Origin of the sequence: Spirosoma aureum, from assembly GCF_011604685.1 — a bacterium.
Classification (GTDB): Bacteria; Bacteroidota; Bacteroidia; order Cytophagales; family Spirosomataceae; genus Spirosoma; species Spirosoma aureum.
In genome coordinates this window covers 7,686,016-7,703,452 of the sequence record NZ_CP050063.1, presented here as the reverse complement: position 1 = coordinate 7,703,452, position 17,437 = coordinate 7,686,016, and the positions used below count along the sequence as shown (strand labels likewise).

Sequence of the window (17,437 nt, the reverse complement as noted above, 5' to 3'; positions counted from 1 at the left end):
ACGCATGGTTTGGATGAAAACGGAACGTTTAAATAGCCTCATACTCAAAAATACAACTGACATGAAATTCCAACGAAATGCTGATCGATTTTCCTTGCCGCAAAGTAGTTCTTAAATCATTTCAGTTGTTATCCCAGATAATAAATAGGTGGAACCTCCATCAGTACCAATAATAAGCAAACTTCATATTCTTCTAAAAGTCATAACCAATAAATGAAACGCTTATGAAGCCTTTTCTACTGATTTCATTGTTCGTAAGTCCAGCGTTGGTCTGGGCTCAAAGTAACGTTTACACGATTGAAGGAAGATTAGGGAAGGTTAAACCAGCAGCCAAAGCTTATGTGCGATATATAGTGGGAAATACAGGACATACGGATTCCTCCCTGATTCAGAACGGGAGATTTACCATCACAGGAAGCGTCGATGAACCCCAACATGCGTGGCTATTTATTGACAAGTCATCCATCCGGTTCTATCTCGAACCCGGCACTATTTCTGTGACTAGTCCTGACTCCATTCAAAACGCTGTTGTTGGCGGATCACCGATGAACATCGATAATCAGAAGTTGAAAAAAAAGCTCAAGCCAACTGATGACCAGATGGCGCTATTAGAGAAGCAATATCAGGCAGCTACGCCAGAACAGAAAAAAGAGAAGGAATTTAAAGGGCGTTTCGAGAAGCGGAACGAAGCCATTTTTGCCCAGCAGAATAAAATTAAAGCGCAGTTTATTCAAGAACACCCAACTTCTATGCTGAGTCTGTATGTCCTGAAACAATATACAGATTGGTTTGCTCCAGAAGTTTCTAAAGTGGAACCGATGTTCAGCAGTCTCTCGGAGGCTATTAAAACCAGCAAAACCGGCAAAGATTACGCTAAAACGCTGGCTCTACTTCAAGCCACTTCGGTTGGGGCAATGGCCCCTGAGTTTACGCAACCTGATACTTCGGGGAAAGCCATATCCTTGAGTAGCTTCCGGGGGAAATACGTGCTGGTTGATTTTTGGGCGAGTTGGTGCGGTCCCTGCCGGGCTGAAAATCCGAATTTAGTTAAGAATTTCAAGCAGTACAAAGACAAAAACTTTACGGTACTGGGCGTTTCGCTGGATCGGCCTAATGGTAAAGAAGCCTGGCTGAAAGCCATTCATAAAGACCAACTTGACTGGACACAAGTATCTGATCTAAAACATTGGGACAGCGAAGTAGCGAAGCAATACGCTATTCGGTTAATTCCCCAAAACTTCTTGATCGATCCTGATGGGAAAATCGTTGCGAAAAACATACGGGGTGAAGATTTAGGAAAAAAATTAGCTGAAATTCTTGCAGACAAGCCTTAATAATTAATCCGTTTGGATTGTGCTAAGTTCGATTTAGGTAAAGATAAGTATACTTACAATTATTAAATACAATTAAGCTGCTATAATAAATTACACTATTCACAGGGCAGTTATGTAACTTTCGTGGCAGTTGCAAAATTTCTTAACCCGCTTATTTGAAGAGTTTTAGCCGTTATTTTAGTTAGACAAAATACTCGTTTTTTGACGGAATAGTTGCTTGAGCGAGTATCTATGAGACCTTTGCAACAATCACTTTTCATATGAGGCCGTTCACGCACTTTACTCAACTCGACCAAATGGATTGCGGCCCAACCTGCCTGCGCATGGTAGCCAAGCATTATGGCCGTTCCTATACAGTGCAAACACTGCGGGAGAAATCTCAGATTGGCAAGGAGGGCGTATCGTTGCTGGGTATTTCGGAAGCCGCTGAAGCCATTGGGTTTCGGACGATGGGCGTCAAGGTTTCGTTCGAAAAATTAGCCACGGAGGCACCTTTGCCCTTCATTGTACACTGGGATCAGAACCACTTTGTTGTAGTCTATGACGTTAAGAAAGCTAGTGGAGGGTGGATGAACCGTATTAAAGGTGGCCGGAAGGCCATCAAAGGAATTGATAATGACGTATTGCCTAAACCGTTCATGCACGATTTCAGGATCGATAAGGGCGACGTTATGATTTCGCCTACTGGATGGGCTGAGAGGGAACAGTTTAGACAAAATCCTGCCCCGCACTCCTTTCCCTTCGCAACCAAAGGCACAGTTTATATAGCTGACCCGGCCAAAGGGTTAGTCGCTTATTCGGTCGAGGAGTTTTGTGACCATTGGTTATCGTCGCAAACAAGTGAGGAGCGTGAGGGTGTCGTATTGCTGCTCGAACCAACTCCAGGTTTTTTTGAACAGGATGACGAGCGGACAAATGCTTACAATTTCGAGCGGGTCTTTGGCTACTTATGGCAGTACAAAGGGTTGTTGGTACAACTTGCGCTGGGGCTGGCTGTCGGCAGTGGGTTGCAATTGTTATTCCCGTTTCTGACTCAGTCGGTTGTGGATGTGGGCGTCAATACGCAGAATATTCCCTTCATATATTTGGTATTGGGTGCGCAACTCATGCTGATGGCTGGGCGGCTGTCGGTCGAGTTTATCCGAAGCTGGATTCTATTGCACATCAGCACCCGCGTTAACCTGAGCATCCTGTCTGATTTTCTGATCAAATTGATGCGCTTGCCCGTCTCTTATTTCGACAGTAAACAGTTCGGCGATCTCATGCAGCGCATCGGCGACCATCATCGGATCGAAAGCTTCCTGACCAGTCAAACGATTTCGGTGCTGTTTTCGATGGTCAACCTCGTCATTTTCGGCGCAGTGCTGGCCATGTATAACCTCAGCATTTTTAGCATTTTCGTGGTGTCGAGTCTCCTCTATGTTGGCTGGGTGGTGCTATTTCTGCACCAGCGCCGGAAACTGGATTTTAAGCGGTTCGATATATCCGCCAAGAACCAGAGTAGGCTGGTGCAACTGATTCAGGGTATGCAGGAAATCAAGCTGGCCGGTGCTGAACGACCGATGCGCTGGGCGTGGGAGCGATTACAGGCAAGGCTGTTTCGCTTGCAAATGCGTGGGTTGGCCCTGAGTCAGTACCAGCAGGCCGGGGCGTTTACCATTAACGAAGGCAAGAATATTTTCATCACATTTCTGGCTGCTCAAGCCGTCATCAACGGTCAGTTGTCGCTGGGAGGTATGCTGGCCATGCAGCAACTAATTGGTCAGCTAAACAGCCCCATTGAGCAACTGATTGGCTTCGTCCAAAGTTTCCAGGATGCCAAAATTAGCCTTGAACGGCTTAACGAAATTCATACGCTTGCCGATGAAGAACCGGCTGAGCACGTTTTCCTGACGTCCATACCTGAGTCAGTTGGGTTGCATCTGAAAAATGTATCATTCCAGTATATGGGTGCTGGTAACGAACCTGTTTTGCAAGGCATTGATCTATTGATTCCTAAGGGGAAAACAACGGCCATCGTTGGTATGAGCGGTAGTGGTAAAACGACATTACTGAAACTTTTGCTACGGTTCTACGAACCGAACAAAGGCGAAATTCGATTGGGCAATGGCATCTCACTGGGTGGCATTCCGCTTAAAAGTATAAGTCATACGTTCTGGCGAAGTCAATGCGGAGCGGTTATGCAGGACGGTTTTATCTTTTCCGATACCATTGCCCGGAATATTGCTGTGGGAGTAGACCGAATTGATGCACGAAAATTAGAGCACGCCATACAGGTTGCCAATCTGCGAGAGTTTGTTGATTCATTGCCATCGGGTCTGCATACAAAAATTGGTGCAGAGGGTAGTGGCATCAGCCAGGGTCAGCGACAGCGAATTTTGATTGCCCGAGCGGTTTACAAAGACCCTGCTTATCTCTTTTTCGACGAAGCCACTAATTCACTAGATGCTAATAACGAAGCCGTGATTGTGCAGAATCTGGATGCATTTTTTCGTGATCATACGGGACGGCCACGAACAGTAGTAGTCGTTGCGCATCGACTCAGTACGGTTCGTCATGCCGATCAGATTGTTGTGTTGGATAAGGGGAAAATCACGGAAATAGGTACTCATGCCATGCTCGTTGCCAAGCAAGGAAGCTATTGGCAATTGGTGAAGAATCAACTGGAACTAGGTATGTAGTGTTTTCAGCTGTGTCGCGTTCTCAAACTCGACATTACTAAAAAACAAAATCAAGCTAATCAATTCAATCAAATGAATCCCGGTTCAGATTACTTTACCGAACTACGCTCTGAGGAGGTACACGAACTGTTGGCCCGACCACCGAAATGGTTGCTTCGCTGGGGTGTTACGGTCGCCTGTCTGGCTGTTATCTTGGTATTTGTTGGTGCCTGGATGGTTCATTATCCTGATCTGGTGCGGGCTTCGTTAAAGCTCACCTCTGCCAACGCGCCCAAAGCTATTCTGACCCGTACCGACGGTAAACTGATTCGTTTGTTTGCGCACGAAGGCCAGACTGTAAGGGCTGGAACAATACTCGCTTTTCTGGAAAGCACCGCTCATCACGATCAAGTACTTCGGCTGTCGCACGAACTAACCAAAGCCTGGTCGATAGCTAGTCAGGGTAATCTTGACGGATTGGATCGATTGGATTTATCCCATTACAGCCAATTGGGTGAGTTACAAAATGATTACCAAACCTTTGAGCAGGCGCATATTCAGCTACGAGCTTACCTGGCTAATGGATTTTATAGTCACAAAAAAAGGCTTTTGATGCAGGAAATCTCCGATTTACGGGCATTGGCCCACAACTTACAGGAACAGCGTCAGATACAGGCAAGAGATATGACGCTCGCCCAGGAAGACTACGCCATTCAGCAACAGTTAGCCAGAGACAAGGTGATTGCTCTGCTTGAGTTGAAAAGGGAGGAAAGTAAAGCCATCGCTCGGAAACTACCTTACCAGCAAACAATGTCGGCATTAATTAATAACCTTACAGCGCAACGGGCAAAGCAGAAAGAGATTCTGGAATTAGCGAAGCAGGTAGCCGAAGAACGGGATAAATTCTTGCAGACCCTCAACACCTTGCAAAGTGCAACGGATGCCTGGAAGTTGAAATATATACTTACTGCTCCCGTAACCGGACGCGTTTTTTTTGCGGGTATTTTGCAGGAGAACCAATCCGTTGGGATCAATCAGGAGTTATTTTACGTAGCGCCCCCCAACACTACCTATTTTGGTGAATTACGTATTCCGCAACAGAATGCCGGGAAGGTGCAGATTGGGCAGAAAGTGCAGATAAAATTTGTAGGCTACCCCTATCAGGAATATGGGATTGTGCATGGGCGTATTGCAACTATTGCAGACGTTTCTCTAAAAGACAGCGTATTTCTGGCCAAGGTCACCCTCAGTAACGGCTTAAGAACGAGTTATGGCCAGAAGTTAGCCTATAAAAGCGGCATGGCTGCTTCTGCCGAGGTTGTTACAGAAGATAGTCGCCTGCTCGAAAAGTTGTTTTATCAGCTTAGGAAATTCACGAAGGGGTAGTGATCGTTTGGTTGATGAAACGAATTGATGTTGTCAATCCAATGATCAGCCATTGATAATCGCGATCGTTAGCCGACTCACGCATACAAAACCCTAAAATGATCCTTTCGTCAAACAAAATCGGGGTAATGCAGCTATGAAGCACTGTTTTATTTTCTTTCGAATCATTAGTTTTTGCTTCTTGGTCAGAAATAGTTTTGCTCAGGATAATACAGGTATTGCTATATCGATGCTTAACGAATTAAACAATATTCAGGTCTTTGTAGATCATAAACTGATAAGTGATTGGTCAGGAGTGAGAAGGCAAATTAAGCTCAGAGACTTTTCGGTCGCTTTCGATTCAACATCCAGCAGGACCAACAAGGAGTATTATTCAAATCTTATTACTAGTCAGGCCAAAATCACGCTAATCCGTAATGACAAACAGATCGCTTTTGCTGTGTGGCAGCAGGGGTATCCAGAGCCACTAAACAACTTCTATACAGTTGTTCAGTAAGGAGACCGTTATGAAATGAAATTTACACTTATTGCTCAACGAAAGACCGGAGAATAAGTCTCATTAGAAAACAAACTTGTCTATAATCTTCCGCTCTTTTAAAATTTGAGAGTGCTATGGCAATTTTTGTGAAGGGGGTTATTTTAGAACGTCATGGTTAACCTTGGAACGGGTTAACTGAATCCATGAATGTGAGCCGATGAAAAAGACTGGTTTGTGGAGCAGTAAAACAACTTTCATTCGCAAGTTTATGAAAGGGAAATGAAGATGGGACATTTCAAATTATTGTTTACTACAAACTAATGAAGGTAATTTACCATGAATCACGGACACGAAACAAGTTTTGCCTTTATATGACGAGGATTTTACAACAGAGACGAGTACTACAACAGTTAGTACTATGTATGATAAGTACAAGCTTTACTTTTTGTACGCAAACAAGTGAAAATAATTCGCCCGAAATTACAAATGCCAATCAAATTAAGCCATTATATACGAACCGTGTTATTCGGTTTTTCTCAAATCAAACCTGGCAAGACACGTTGAGCATAGACGTTAACGGAGAATCAATAATTACAGGAGAAGTCTTTTTGAATATTACTAATTATAAGGGGGAACCTATCTACAAAACCGTTTTCCCCGCTCGTAAATTGTTAAATCATGAAGGGCTAATTATTCCTGACAGGGATGAGCTGGAAATTAAAAAACGAATTGACAACTTTTTTTCGCCAACGTTCTTTAATCAAGTTTCCATTATGAACAACGATTCATTAAGTATACCTGATTCCAGTATGGCAATTTGGAAAACCATCCAGTCAGATCCTACGGCCATTTACTTTTCCTACTCTGTAAACAATGACACTGTAAACAGAATCGCGTACTCTAAGATTTTACAAAAGACAATAGCCATAAGTGGACGTAAAATTAAAACGAATGGCCCATAAAAGCGGCATGGCTGCTTCTGCCGAGGTTGTTACAGAAGACAGTTGCCTGCTCGAAAAGTTATTTTATCTGCTTAGGAAATTAACAAATGATCAGTGATTGTTTGGTTGATAAAACGGATTGATGCTGCTATCCCAATAATCAGCCATTGATAATCGCAATCGTTAGCCGACTCACGCAAACAAGCTTACCGTTTTCATCGGTGATTCGAATGTCCCATACGTGCGTGGTACGACCCGTATGAATGGGTGTGCAACGGCCATATACCCATCCCTCGCGCACGGAGCGGAGGTGATTGGCATTGATTTCAAGTCCGACAGCCCGTTGCTTAGTTGGATCATCGAGCAGCATATAGGAGGCCGTACTACCCAATGATTCGGCCAGAACAACCGAGGCTCCTCCGTGTAAAATCCCGAAAGGCTGGTGAGTCCGACCATCGACCGGCATTCGGGCGGTCAGATACCCTTCTCCTGCTTCCGTAAACTCAATGCCCAGATGTTTAACAATCGAGTCGGCGTGGGCAAACTCCAGGTTACTCAGGTCAAAGCCTGCTTTCATAATGCAGCGAATTTTGTATAATTTTGCACCCGAATACAACGGAAGACAAAGCTAAGAGCTTGCAACAAAAAACCATATATTTAATTCGCCACGGCGAAACCGATTATAATCGGCGGGGCGTGGTGCAGGGAAGTGGCGTTGACTCAGATCTCAATGAGATGGGCCGCGCCCAGGCTATGGCATTTTTTCAGGCCTACCAGCATGTTCCCTTCCAGAAAATCTATATTTCTGGCCTCAAACGGACCTATCAAACGGTTGAATCGTTTATCGAACTCGGTATACCCTACGAAAAACTGACGGGTCTCAATGAGATCAGTTGGGGCATCATGGAAGGTAAAGTTCCGGGCAATATAGACAATGAATACTACCGAAATCTGATTGAAGCCTGGGCATCGGGCAATACGGCCTTGCCAACCGATGGCGGAGAGAGTCCGGAAGAAGTTGTCATTCGTCAGAAAGTTGCCATCGATGTTATTTTATCACATCCCGACGAAGAAACGGTTCTGGTTGCCATGCACGGGCGGGCCATGCGAATTCTACTCTGCTGGCTCACGAACCAGCCGTTGTCGATCATGGACCAGTTTGAGCATAGCAATCTATGTCTGTACAAACTTCGCTACGATTACAACGAAAAAACATTTACCATCGAAGTGGCAAACGATACATCGCACTTGCTAACATTGGCATTGGCGTAAATCAGGATCAAGGCAGGGTCTCAAGGTGAAATCTGGTAAAGTAATTAAGCGGTTTTCATCCTTCGTTTTTCCCATTCCTCCTTTTCCACTTCCTTTGATGTAGTTATCCCAAAATTTGAGTTAAAATCTTGTACATTCGCTTATTGTCCAGCTAAGGGCGGTAAATGGAATGAGTACTTCAAAACAAAAAATATATTGGTTTTGCCAGCTCTTTGGCTGGTCACTCCTCATACTGGTGGAGTATCTGGCGTATGTGCTTGAATCAGGGTTTGATCCTGATGCGCTTTACCTGGCCATCGCTAATATTTTTCTGGGAATTACGCTGACGCACCTCTATCGATTGATGATCCGGCGATGGAATTGGGTGCGGCTGCCTTTCTTCCGGCTTGTTCCGCGTGTGCTCCTGTCGGTGCTGGTACTGGCCATGATTATGACATTGGTCAATATTCCGATCGACAGGCGTTTATTCCCACAATATTTTATTGAAGAGCCCTGGCCGACGATTGGCTATTTGCTTACCTGGGGTAAAAATATGCTCGCCTGGGTGCTTAGCTACACCGCCTATCATTACGTTGAAGAAAACCGAAACGCAGAAATTGAACGGATTTTGCTTAAAACCAGTATCCGGGAAACAGAAGCGAAAGTATTGCGGTCGCAGTTGAATCCGCACTTTGTTTTCAACGCCTTGAACAGCATTCGGGCGCTGGTTTATGAAAATCCTACCAAAGCGCAGCAGGGCATTACCCAACTCTCCAATCTGCTCCGCAACTCCCTGCTGGCCGACCGGCGCAAAACGGTCGAACTGCGTGAAGAAATCAAGACTGTAGAAGATTATCTGGCCCTCGAAAAGGTCCGTTACGAAGACCGCCTGACTTCCCGCATTGAGCTGGATAACCGGACGCTGTTCTGGCAAGTGCCCCCAATGATGCTTCAAACTCTGGTCGAAAATGCCATTAAACACGGTGTTTCGACAGCAGTAGGTGGCGGATTCGTTGAAGTTCAGTCAACCATAGTAGCCGACAAACTGCACATTACCATTCGTAATACGGGTGTGCTGGGCGATAAAGAGGCATCTGGAGGATTCGGGCTGGCCAATACGGCTCAACGGCTCGAACTGCTCTATGGACCCGAAGCTACTTTCCAGATTTTTCAGGAAGATGACAATATAGTCTGTGCTGAAATTAGTATTCCTACCCAGTCGGAGGGTATATTTCGACGTGAAAAAGTAAAGAATGGTGAATTATAACCGGCTCGCCGGAGCGATGATGAATTGTGTCGATCGGTGACACTCATTATCGTTCACCACCTATCACCCATAATTCCCTTATGAAGACCCTTATTATCGACGACGAACGGTTAGCCCGCAACGAACTCCGCCGGCTACTGGAAAACTTTCCGAAAATTCAGATTGTGGGCGAAGCTGCCAATGCAGATGAGGCCCTGCCAATGATCGAAGACCTCGAGCCTGAGCTACTATTTCTAGATATTCAGATGCCGGGCAAAAATGGTTTCGAATTGCTACAGTCCATTGAGGGCAAAACGCCGGAAGTTATTTTTACAACGGCCTTCGATGAATATGCTATCAAAGCCTTTGAATTCAATGCGCTCGATTACCTGCTCAAACCTGTTGAGTTAGCCCGGCTTTCGGAAGCGATTCACCGCGTAGAAGAAGAGCAACAGCACGCGGGTGAAACACAGGGGCCGTCGATTGGGCCAACGTCTAAAGTCCTGGGCGAGAACGATCAGGTTTTCGTGAAAGATGGCGAGAAATGCTGGTTTGTTAAACTCGGCAAAGTACGGTTGTTCGAGTCGATGGGTAACTATGTTCGCCTGTATTTCGATGACCAGAAACCGTTAGTGCTAAAATCATTGAATGCCTTGGAAGATCGGCTTAATCCGGCCACTTTTTTTCGAGCCAATCGTAAGCATATTATCAATTTGCAATGGATTGAAAAAATTGAACCCTGGTTTAGTGGCGGGTTACTTGTCACATTACGGGGAGGAGATAAAATCGAAATAAGCCGTCGTCAGGCGATACGATTTAAAGATTTGTTAAGTTTGTAATTAATGCAACCCAGTAATTGGTTAGTAAACAATCGGTTATTAGATTATTAGTTTAATAAATTGGGTAATGCTACTATTGCCTGATTTACGAGTTTACTTAGTTGCCAATTACTCAACAATTGCAGACTCCTGTGCATGAAGTATCTTTTAGTCGCGTATCTTTTTTTGGGCTCAACAGTATTGTTTACGTCCTGTAATCACCAGTCAGGGCCTCCTCTACTAAAACGGCAACAATACAAACTTGCCGGAGCCAGTACCTGCGATACGTCTGTCAATAAGGGGGTTGATGTGTCGGTTTCTTATTTTCTACTCAACGATGATTCGCAGGCGGCCCGCACCATCAATGACAGCATGCGCCAGATAAGTGTTGGCAGTATTGTAGGCTGGCTCGACAGTACAACAGTTGCTAATAATCCAGAAGCTCGGGTTGACCTGAACAAAGCGGCAACACTGTTTGCAACCGACTACGAATCCATGATGAAAGATATGGATAAACTAGGCGGTTGCTGGGAACTGAAAACTACGGCCGATACTGTTTATACGAGTCCAAACGCGATCACGGTTAAGATCGAAACCTATGCGTATACGGGAGGGGCTCATCCTAATTCCAATCTGGCATTTTACACCTTTGATCGGGAAACGGGCAAAACACTGGCTTTGACCGATTTGGTAGAGGATACAACGGCCCTGCTCAATGTAGTTGAAAAGGCGTTTAGAAAACAGCAGGACCTGCTGCCCCAATATAATCTGGAAGAGCGCGGGTACTTTTTGCGGGATGGTCGTTTTTTTCTGCCAGCCAATATTGGGGTTGGCCGTGATGGTCTGATTTTCTACTATAATCCCTACGAAATAGCAGCCTATGCCGTTGGTCCAATCGAGGTAACCGTGCCGTATGAACAACTAAACGGTATCCTGCGCGACTCCTGGTATTAGCTCAATTTGAACGGTAGATCCTAACACCACATGACATTCGAACAATTTAAGGCTGGACTCGGTCAGGCACAGCCTTCCAATGATCTGCCCCCGCTTCTACAGGCGCTGTGGTACGATGCTAATGGCAACTGGGAACAGGCGCATACTATTGCTCAGACTCGTGAGGGCGAAAAGCCATATGACCGCATACATGCTTACCTCCACCGAAAAGAAGGCGATCGATTCAATGCCAACTATTGGTATCGCCGGGCTGGTGCATCGTTCTTCGACGGCACGCTTGATGAAGAGTGGGCCGTTCTGGTAAAGCAATTGCTTGGTTAACGAGTAGAAAGGAAATCAGAGCAATCTATATTCTGATTGGCGTACAGGGCTGCCTCTTTGGTGTGCGGTCTGGTGCTTCAACCTGACCTCTGCGGATTGCCAAACCGCATCCGGCCTAAACGACGCGGTTTGGAGAAGCCGATATCACAACGGCTGCTTGACAGACTAATTCACAGAGCATAAGACACATAAAAAAAGGCCGCTCAAGAGGAGCGGCCTGCGTTTGTCGATGAATTGGTAATATTTTGTGACAGCTTAAAAAGACGAAGAATAAGTAAATGTCTTTTTCGCTGTGTCTGAAATCTTTTAGTTCGCCAGTTCTTCTTCAACCAATACCTGACTTACAGGAGTCAGCGGTAGATTGAACGCATCAGCAACACCTTTGTAAACAATTTTGCCATCAACTACATTCAACCCTAACTGAAGGTCCATGTTGTCGCGGCAGGCTTGTTGCCAGCCTTTGTTAGCTAACTGGAGTGCATAGGGTAGGGTAGCATTCGTTAATGCAACAGTACTGGTGTAAGGCACCGCTCCCGGCATATTTGCTACGCAGTAATGCACAACGCCATCGATGATGAATGTTGGATCTTCGTGCGTGGTTGGGCGGCAGGTTTCAATGCAACCTCCCTGATCAACGGCAACGTCTACAAGTACCGTACCCGACCGCATTAATTTCAACATATCGCGGGTAATGAGGTGGGGAGCTTTGGCGCCCGGAATCAAGACGGCACCAATGATCAGATCGCAGACCTTGATCATCTCACGAATGTTGTAATCGTTCGACATCATTGTCTGAACGTTGGGCGGCATAATGTCCGACAAATAGCGTAAACGTGCCAGACTAACATCCATGATTGTAACATGCGCCCCTAAACCGGCAGCCATTTTCGCGGCCTGTGTTCCGACAATTCCACCACCGAGAATGAGTACGTTAGCCGGTTTTACACCCGGAACGCCACCCAGAAGAATTCCACGACCTTTGAGCGGTTTTTCAAGATACTTGGCTCCTTCCTGAACCGCCATCCGACCAGCTACTTCCGACATGGGTACGAGTAGTGGTAAGCTACGGTCGGGTCGCTCCACTGTTTCGTAGGCCAGGCATACTGCGCCTTTAGCCAGCATAGCCTGAGTCAGCTCTTCCGACGAAGCAAAGTGGAAATAGGTAAACAGTAATTGATCTTCTTTAATAAGGTCATATTCAGCAGCAATTGGCTCTTTAACCTTCATAATCATTTCGGCGATGCCATATACCTCCTCGATAGTCGGGAGCATAGTCGCACCAGCCGCAATGTATTCTACGTCCTCAAAACCACTGCCTTCGCCAGCGTTGACCTGTACATAGACAGTATGGCCATACTTCCGAAGCTCAGCAACACCAGCAGGTGTCAAAGCAACGCGGTTTTCATTGTTTTTGATTTCCTTCGGAACACCAATAACCATGATATCTGGGACTTTAAAAGTTGTTGATTGAGAAAACAAAGGTAGGCTAACAGGTTTTCTTTTCTACTAGTTGCGTACTATTTGGGAAATATGGATAATATTCGAGTTATTAAAAGGAAATTATCCTATCAGTAAGCTATAATAGGCTTATCTAGCGTAAAAATTCCGTTATGGTAAATCTAGACTCAATTGATCATAAAATCCTGGGCTTACTTCAGGAGAATGCCCAGCTGACGATTCAGGAGATCGGACAGCGTATCAATCTGTCCAAGACTCCCGTTCATGAACGTATTAAACGGCTTGAACGCGAAGGCGTTATCGATCGCTATGTAACAATCCTGGATAAAAAAAAACTGGGAAATATATTGATGGTGTATTGCCAGGTAACACTGGACCGACAAACACGTGATGCCTTCGCTGACTTTGATGCAGCCGTTCGCGAGTTACCAGAAGTACTGGAGTGTAACCGGGTTTCGGGCACGTTTGATTATCTGCTCAAGATCGTTAGTCGCGATATGGAAACGTATAACCGGTTTTATCAGGAACAATTGTCTGTTATTCCCGGAACGCTGCATATAAGCAGCTTTTTCGTAATGGCTGAGGTCAAAAATTCAACCATAGTACCGGTTGGGTGAAGAATTTATAGCTTGTTATCAGCCATTAGATCAGGTGATTAAATCCGGCAGCCCTGGATACCCAAACAAATCTTTTGCTTCGTGTATCCAGGGCTGTCGGACTCGATTGCCAATAGCTGATTTAATTACCTAACGCATTGTAGATCAATAGCTGGTTTGTGGTAACAACCCGGTCACCGGGGGTCAGGCCGCTCGCCAGGAATGTTTTTTGCCCCACCGTTTTGTAGATGTTCACTTCGCGTACAATGGGCTGATTTTCTTTATTGACAGCCACCACAAAGTTGCGATTTTTGTCGAAGACGACGGCCCCAGCCGGAACTGTTACGCGCTTGTCGCGGCCGGGATAGGTCACGCTCACGTTGGCGAACATTTCCGGTTTTAGCCGATAGTCAGCGTTGTCGAGGGTTACTCGTACCTTCAGCGTCTTGCTATCGGGGTCGAGTACATTAAAAATCTTATCGATCCGGCCATGAAAGACTTTGTCAGGGTAGGAGAGTGTCGTAATTGTTGTTGGGTCGCCTTCATGAACATTAGCCAGATCGGACTCATATACGTTAGCCATCACCCATACGCGATCGAGGTTCGAAATGGTGAACAGATTTTCGGGATCGTCGGAACGAAGCTCCATGCCGGGAGAGGCTGTCTTTTCAACGATAAACCCACTCATTGGCGCTTTCACAACGTAAACCGATCCATTGCCGCCCAGAATCCGACGCCGTTCCGAAACGCGATTGACTTCACCTTTTGCCGCTAACAGTTGTTCTTTGCTGGCTACCAGTTCCCGTTGCGAACTTAAACCAGCCTGCGCCATATCTTCGGTAACCTGAAGATTCTTCTGAGCAACAGACAATTGCCCACGGGCCGATATACCCTGTTGCTCCAGGTCGGCAAGATCGCCCGACCGGATCACGGCTAATGTCTGCCCTTTTTTAACAAAATCGCCTAAATCGGCTTTGATCGTCTCAATATGCCCACCAACAAGTGGGAACACCTTGACAACCTGATCCTGATTAAACGTGATTTTTCCGGTCAGATTCAACTCATTGACCGCATTTTCTAACCGGGCTGTATCAAGTCGGGCCGTAGACAGCAAATTCGTTTCGTGGCGTTCTGTCGACGTTGCATCGTCCGATTGGGCCGATGAGCCGCAACTACTCAGACTACCCATCAGGAGCAGACCAGCTAGAGCGGCTATTGCCCGTTGCCGTAGTCTGATATCGGTCGATGAACGGACCAGAAATCCGAAGGCAGCTGCCATTGGTTTATCGGTACTTAACCCCAGGTGGTCGCGAATTTGAAGCGGGCGGGAGCAGGGCAATAGAAATGAATACTTTTTCATGACTTAATTTTGAAAGGGGTTGGTACCAACGGCAAAGCTTACTTCTTCCAGGCTATGCATCCGGTCATTCTGGAGTTGGGCAAACTGAAGCTGACTACTTTTATAGGAGTCAAAAAAATCCAGAAACTCAACCACATCAATATTTTGCTTTTTATAGTTAGTCGTAACACCATCGATTAACCGCCCGAAATCATCGTTGAACCGCTGGTCGAAGGTTTGGAATAGTTGCTCGGTCTGAAGTGCTTTGGTATAGGCCCGTTCCACATCGCTGTCAACCTGCAAATTGTACGCGTTCAGTAATTGCTGGCTACTTTGAATACGAATTTTAGCGGCCTGAATATTTCCCTGATTCTTATTGAGTACAGGTAAGCTGATGCCTATACCAACCCCAAAATAGTTTGGAATGTAGCTGCCATTTCGGTCGTATGTTCCCTGAAGGGTCAGGTCTGGTACAGCCATCGCTTTTTGCAGAGTCAGGTTCTGTTGTTCCTGTTTTGCCTGATCTCGGTAGCCTTTTAAATCAAATCGATGCTGTTCTGCCAGCTGAAACAAATTGTTAATAGTCAGACTGTTTACCGTAAACCGATTGATGGCTTCGGGCGCTACTACAGGTTGTATGGCTGTGGATGGACTTGTATTGAGCAAGACAATCAGATCTGCCTGATCATCAATTATCCGGCGGAGCAGTTGTTGCCGTTCGGTAGTCAGGCTAAACAGATAAGCTTTCAGACGAGTCAGATCTTTAAGGGGCACATTGCCTTTGTCATACTGTTGCTGATAGAGAGCAACGGTTTGCTGAAGGGTCGTAATTTCCTGGTTATAAACAGTTAGCGTCTGCCGGGCATAATAGAGATCATAAAAGGTGGTATGGAGCTGATAGGTCAGTGTTCGCAGAAGGTCGTAGAAACGGTCGGATGCCAACTCTGTGCTCGTTCTGGCAATTGCAAGCTGTTTGTTCCGCTTACCAGCCAGCCGGATCAATTGCTGCACTTGTACAACCTGTTGAGCATTGCTCTGCCGAAACGGGAGTACTTCCCTAGTCTGTTGGTTATACGGCATTGTTTCGACGTAAATGGCCGGATTGATGCGCAGTTGCGATTGGATTTCATACGCCTGATTCTCTCTAATGCCAAGCTGCGTAGCCAGTACAGTCAGGTTATGGGCTTTAAACTGTTCGTCTGCCTGAGCAAGCGTCAGCCGAAGCGTATCGGAAGCGGGAACTGTAGGTGTATTTGTGTTTATAACCGGCGTTTGAGCATTAGCGAACCCGGTTGATAAACTCAGCACAGCCCATACCGTCAGTGCGGTACGTATGGGGGAAAACAAAACCGATGTCAGTTGCAAAATCATGTTGAACAATGTGGTAGACATTATTTCAACAGCAAAGGTCATCAGACGCAATTAAAGGCTGCTTAAACCAAAATTAAAAGGTTGTTAAACAAAACATCTAAGTAATTGTACGTCACCAAAACCGTAAATTCTTTAAGTATTACTATATTGATAAAAAAGGATAATTTGCAGATATGCAGCCTGTTAGTGGTATTTTTATTTTAATGAATCTTTAATCACATTTTTGTCAATTACTTAGGCTGTAAAACGACAGCAACCTACCCTTATTCAGAGTAGGTTGCCGCGTTTTTCAAGACGTTAAGTAAATCAAATTTTTGCACTAGTTGACTTTAAGCGCATCCTGCGAATCTTCAACGCCAGATTGAGCATTGTCGGCTAAATCATCAACTTTAGTATTGTATTTAGATTTTAGATTCTCTTTTTCTTTATTGAAAGCTTCCGTAGCCTGATCTTTATATTGATTGTATTGCTCTTTCGCTTTATCGGCGTACTGATTCACCTGCGACTTAGCTTGCTCGAAACCATCTTTTACCTGCGAAACACCTTTTTGTAATTGATCTTTCAGATCATCGGTCCTTTTGCTGGCTTCTTCAGTTAATTTGTCTCGTGTTTCCTTCCCACTCCGGGGAGCTGTCAGAATGCCAATAACGATACCGGTGATTATTCCTGTTAAAAAATCGCGTGAGCTTCTCATTTTTCTGTTCGTTTTAGGTGATTGGTGATCAATTAGTATTTTGCTTTCTTCTTGACCTGGCTAACAGCGTCCTGGGTTTTTGAGACAGCACTGTCGACATAGTCATTATATTGGCTACGTATATTATCCAGACCCGATTGCAACTGGTCTTGCAGGTCTTTAAAGAACGAATCCGACTCAGACGAGATTCGTTTGCGGGTTTTCTTGCCACTTTCTGGAGCTAACAAAACACCGACAATAGCTCCTACTGCTAATCCCACTAAAATTCCGGGTAACGATTTCATGATTGCTTGATTTAGTGTGTGATTCATTACGCCGTTCCTATAGAAAATTTTGTACCAGAACGTCGCAAATGTAATAAGTGTCTGACAGAAAACAAGTTATTGAATATACTGAATAAGCCAATATAGATATACTGAGGAGTATTTTCCACAAAGGGCCCCAATAGTTCCTCACCCCATTGTTAGTACAATCTACCATTAATTTGGGGCATTTGCCTGATTGTAGGGCCAAATAATAGTGATAAAACAAAAAATCCCTACGCTCAACTTGGCGTAGGGATTCCGTACCCACCGTAACTTGTACTTAAC

16 protein-coding genes are annotated in these 17,437 nt (G+C 45.3%); 10 read left to right on the top strand and 6 right to left on the bottom strand.

The features are described 5' to 3' along the window. The first annotated feature begins 224 nt into the window (after positions 1 to 224). From G8759_RS30790 to G8759_RS30775, 4 genes are all read left to right on the top strand, one after another. Positions 225 to 1,334, top strand: a complete 1,110-nt coding sequence (locus tag G8759_RS30790; protein ID WP_167216875.1) for a TlpA disulfide reductase family protein — start codon at positions 225 to 227, stop codon at positions 1,332 to 1,334. Positions 1,335 to 1,594: 260 nt separating this feature from the next. Further along, entirely contained in the window at positions 1,595 to 4,015 is a 2,421-nt protein-coding gene (locus G8759_RS30785; RefSeq protein WP_167216873.1) for a peptidase domain-containing ABC transporter, read from the top strand. A 72-nt stretch (positions 4,016 to 4,087) separates the two neighbouring features. Continuing rightward, entirely contained in the window at positions 4,088 to 5,380 is a 1,293-nt protein-coding gene (locus G8759_RS30780) for an HlyD family secretion protein (RefSeq protein ID WP_167216871.1), read from the top strand. A 900-nt stretch (positions 5,381 to 6,280) separates the two neighbouring features. Beyond that, entirely contained in the window at positions 6,281 to 6,820 is a 540-nt protein-coding gene (locus G8759_RS30775; protein WP_167216869.1) for a hypothetical protein, read from the top strand. A 139-nt stretch (positions 6,821 to 6,959) separates the two neighbouring features. On the opposite strand, the gene G8759_RS30770 is transcribed toward G8759_RS30775, so the two are convergent. Further along, a complete protein-coding gene (locus tag G8759_RS30770; protein WP_167216867.1) occupies positions 6,960 to 7,376 on the bottom strand; it encodes a hotdog fold thioesterase in 417 nt (138 codons plus the stop codon). A 59-nt stretch (positions 7,377 to 7,435) separates the two neighbouring features. On the opposite strand from G8759_RS30770, the gene G8759_RS30765 reads away from it, so the two are divergent. The 5 genes from G8759_RS30765 (at position 7,436) to G8759_RS30745 (ending at position 11,389) form a co-directional block, all read left to right on the top strand. After that, a complete protein-coding gene (locus G8759_RS30765; RefSeq protein ID WP_167216865.1) occupies positions 7,436 to 8,071 on the top strand; it encodes a histidine phosphatase family protein in 636 nt (211 codons plus the stop codon). Between the two features lie 169 nt (positions 8,072 to 8,240). Continuing rightward, positions 8,241 to 9,317, top strand: coding sequence for a sensor histidine kinase (locus G8759_RS30760; protein WP_167216863.1), 1,077 nt, complete (start codon positions 8,241 to 8,243; stop codon positions 9,315 to 9,317). An 80-nt stretch (positions 9,318 to 9,397) separates the two neighbouring features. Beyond that, positions 9,398 to 10,135, top strand: coding sequence for a LytR/AlgR family response regulator transcription factor (locus G8759_RS30755; protein ID WP_162384466.1), 738 nt, complete (start codon positions 9,398 to 9,400; stop codon positions 10,133 to 10,135). A gap of 135 nt (positions 10,136 to 10,270) precedes the next feature. Continuing rightward, positions 10,271 to 11,068 carry a DUF3298 and DUF4163 domain-containing protein gene (locus G8759_RS30750; RefSeq protein WP_167216861.1) on the top strand — a complete coding sequence of 266 codons (798 nt, stop codon included), beginning with the start codon at positions 10,271 to 10,273 and terminating at the stop codon, positions 11,066 to 11,068. A 30-nt stretch (positions 11,069 to 11,098) separates the two neighbouring features. After that, positions 11,099 to 11,389 carry a hypothetical protein gene (locus G8759_RS30745; RefSeq protein WP_167216859.1) on the top strand — a complete coding sequence of 97 codons (291 nt, stop codon included), beginning with the start codon at positions 11,099 to 11,101 and terminating at the stop codon, positions 11,387 to 11,389. Positions 11,390 to 11,695: 306 nt separating this feature from the next. Here G8759_RS30745 and ald read toward each other — a convergent pair whose 3' ends face one another. Then, positions 11,696 to 12,829: an alanine dehydrogenase gene (gene ald, locus G8759_RS30740; protein ID WP_167216857.1), complete on the bottom strand. Its 1,134-nt coding sequence runs from the start codon at positions 12,827 to 12,829 to the stop codon at positions 11,696 to 11,698. Positions 12,830 to 12,999: 170 nt separating this feature from the next. On the opposite strand from ald, the gene G8759_RS30735 reads away from it, so the two are divergent. Continuing rightward, complete coding sequence (locus G8759_RS30735) at positions 13,000 to 13,464, top strand: Lrp/AsnC family transcriptional regulator (protein ID WP_167216855.1); 465 nt, start codon at positions 13,000 to 13,002, stop codon at positions 13,462 to 13,464. A 121-nt stretch (positions 13,465 to 13,585) separates the two neighbouring features. Here G8759_RS30735 and G8759_RS30730 read toward each other — a convergent pair whose 3' ends face one another. The 4 genes from G8759_RS30730 to G8759_RS30715 all read right to left on the bottom strand — a co-directional run bounded on the left by G8759_RS30730 (position 13,586) and on the right by G8759_RS30715 (position 17,131). Further along, positions 13,586 to 14,803 (bottom strand): efflux RND transporter periplasmic adaptor subunit, encoded by a 1,218-nt coding sequence (locus G8759_RS30730; protein WP_167216853.1) that lies wholly within the window; start codon positions 14,801 to 14,803, stop codon positions 13,586 to 13,588. Between the two features lie 3 nt (positions 14,804 to 14,806). Next, entirely contained in the window at positions 14,807 to 16,174 is a 1,368-nt protein-coding gene (locus G8759_RS30725; RefSeq protein ID WP_167216851.1) for a TolC family protein, read from the bottom strand. A gap of 298 nt (positions 16,175 to 16,472) precedes the next feature. Beyond that, positions 16,473 to 16,847, bottom strand: a complete 375-nt coding sequence (locus G8759_RS30720) for a YtxH domain-containing protein (protein ID WP_162384473.1) — start codon at positions 16,845 to 16,847, stop codon at positions 16,473 to 16,475. 32 nt (positions 16,848 to 16,879) lie between these two features. Continuing rightward, on the bottom strand, positions 16,880 to 17,131 hold the full coding sequence (locus G8759_RS30715; protein ID WP_167216849.1) for a YtxH domain-containing protein: 252 nt from the start codon (positions 17,129 to 17,131) through the stop codon (positions 16,880 to 16,882). Positions 17,132 to 17,437 lie beyond the last annotated feature (306 nt).

What these genes read in the sequence shown, in the direction of transcription:
- G8759_RS30770 (WP_167216867.1), bottom strand. Translation starts at nt 7,376, where the DNA reads ATGAAAGCAGGCTTTGACCTGAGTAACCTGGAGTTTGCCCACGCCGAC.
- G8759_RS30745 (WP_167216859.1), top strand. Translation starts at nt 11,099, where the DNA reads ATGACATTCGAACAATTTAAGGCTGGACTCGGTCAGGCACAGCCTTCC.
- G8759_RS30780 (WP_167216871.1), top strand. Translation starts at nt 4,088, where the DNA reads ATGAATCCCGGTTCAGATTACTTTACCGAACTACGCTCTGAGGAGGTA.
- G8759_RS30715 (WP_167216849.1), bottom strand. Translation starts at nt 17,131, where the DNA reads ATGAAATCGTTACCCGGAATTTTAGTGGGATTAGCAGTAGGAGCTATT.
- G8759_RS30725 (WP_167216851.1), bottom strand. Translation starts at nt 16,174, where the DNA reads ATGTCTACCACATTGTTCAACATGATTTTGCAACTGACATCGGTTTTG.
- G8759_RS30760 (WP_167216863.1), top strand. Translation starts at nt 8,241, where the DNA reads ATGAGTACTTCAAAACAAAAAATATATTGGTTTTGCCAGCTCTTTGGC.
- G8759_RS30720 (WP_162384473.1), bottom strand. Translation starts at nt 16,847, where the DNA reads ATGAGAAGCTCACGCGATTTTTTAACAGGAATAATCACCGGTATCGTT.
- G8759_RS30730 (WP_167216853.1), bottom strand. Translation starts at nt 14,803, where the DNA reads ATGAAAAAGTATTCATTTCTATTGCCCTGCTCCCGCCCGCTTCAAATT.
- G8759_RS30750 (WP_167216861.1), top strand. Translation starts at nt 10,271, where the DNA reads ATGAAGTATCTTTTAGTCGCGTATCTTTTTTTGGGCTCAACAGTATTG.
- G8759_RS30735 (WP_167216855.1), top strand. Translation starts at nt 13,000, where the DNA reads ATGGTAAATCTAGACTCAATTGATCATAAAATCCTGGGCTTACTTCAG.
- G8759_RS30755 (WP_162384466.1), top strand. Translation starts at nt 9,398, where the DNA reads ATGAAGACCCTTATTATCGACGACGAACGGTTAGCCCGCAACGAACTC.
- G8759_RS30790 (WP_167216875.1), top strand. Translation starts at nt 225, where the DNA reads ATGAAGCCTTTTCTACTGATTTCATTGTTCGTAAGTCCAGCGTTGGTC.
- G8759_RS30785 (WP_167216873.1), top strand. Translation starts at nt 1,595, where the DNA reads ATGAGGCCGTTCACGCACTTTACTCAACTCGACCAAATGGATTGCGGC.
- G8759_RS30775 (WP_167216869.1), top strand. Translation starts at nt 6,281, where the DNA reads ATGATAAGTACAAGCTTTACTTTTTGTACGCAAACAAGTGAAAATAAT.
- ald (WP_167216857.1), bottom strand. Translation starts at nt 12,829, where the DNA reads ATGGTTATTGGTGTTCCGAAGGAAATCAAAAACAATGAAAACCGCGTT.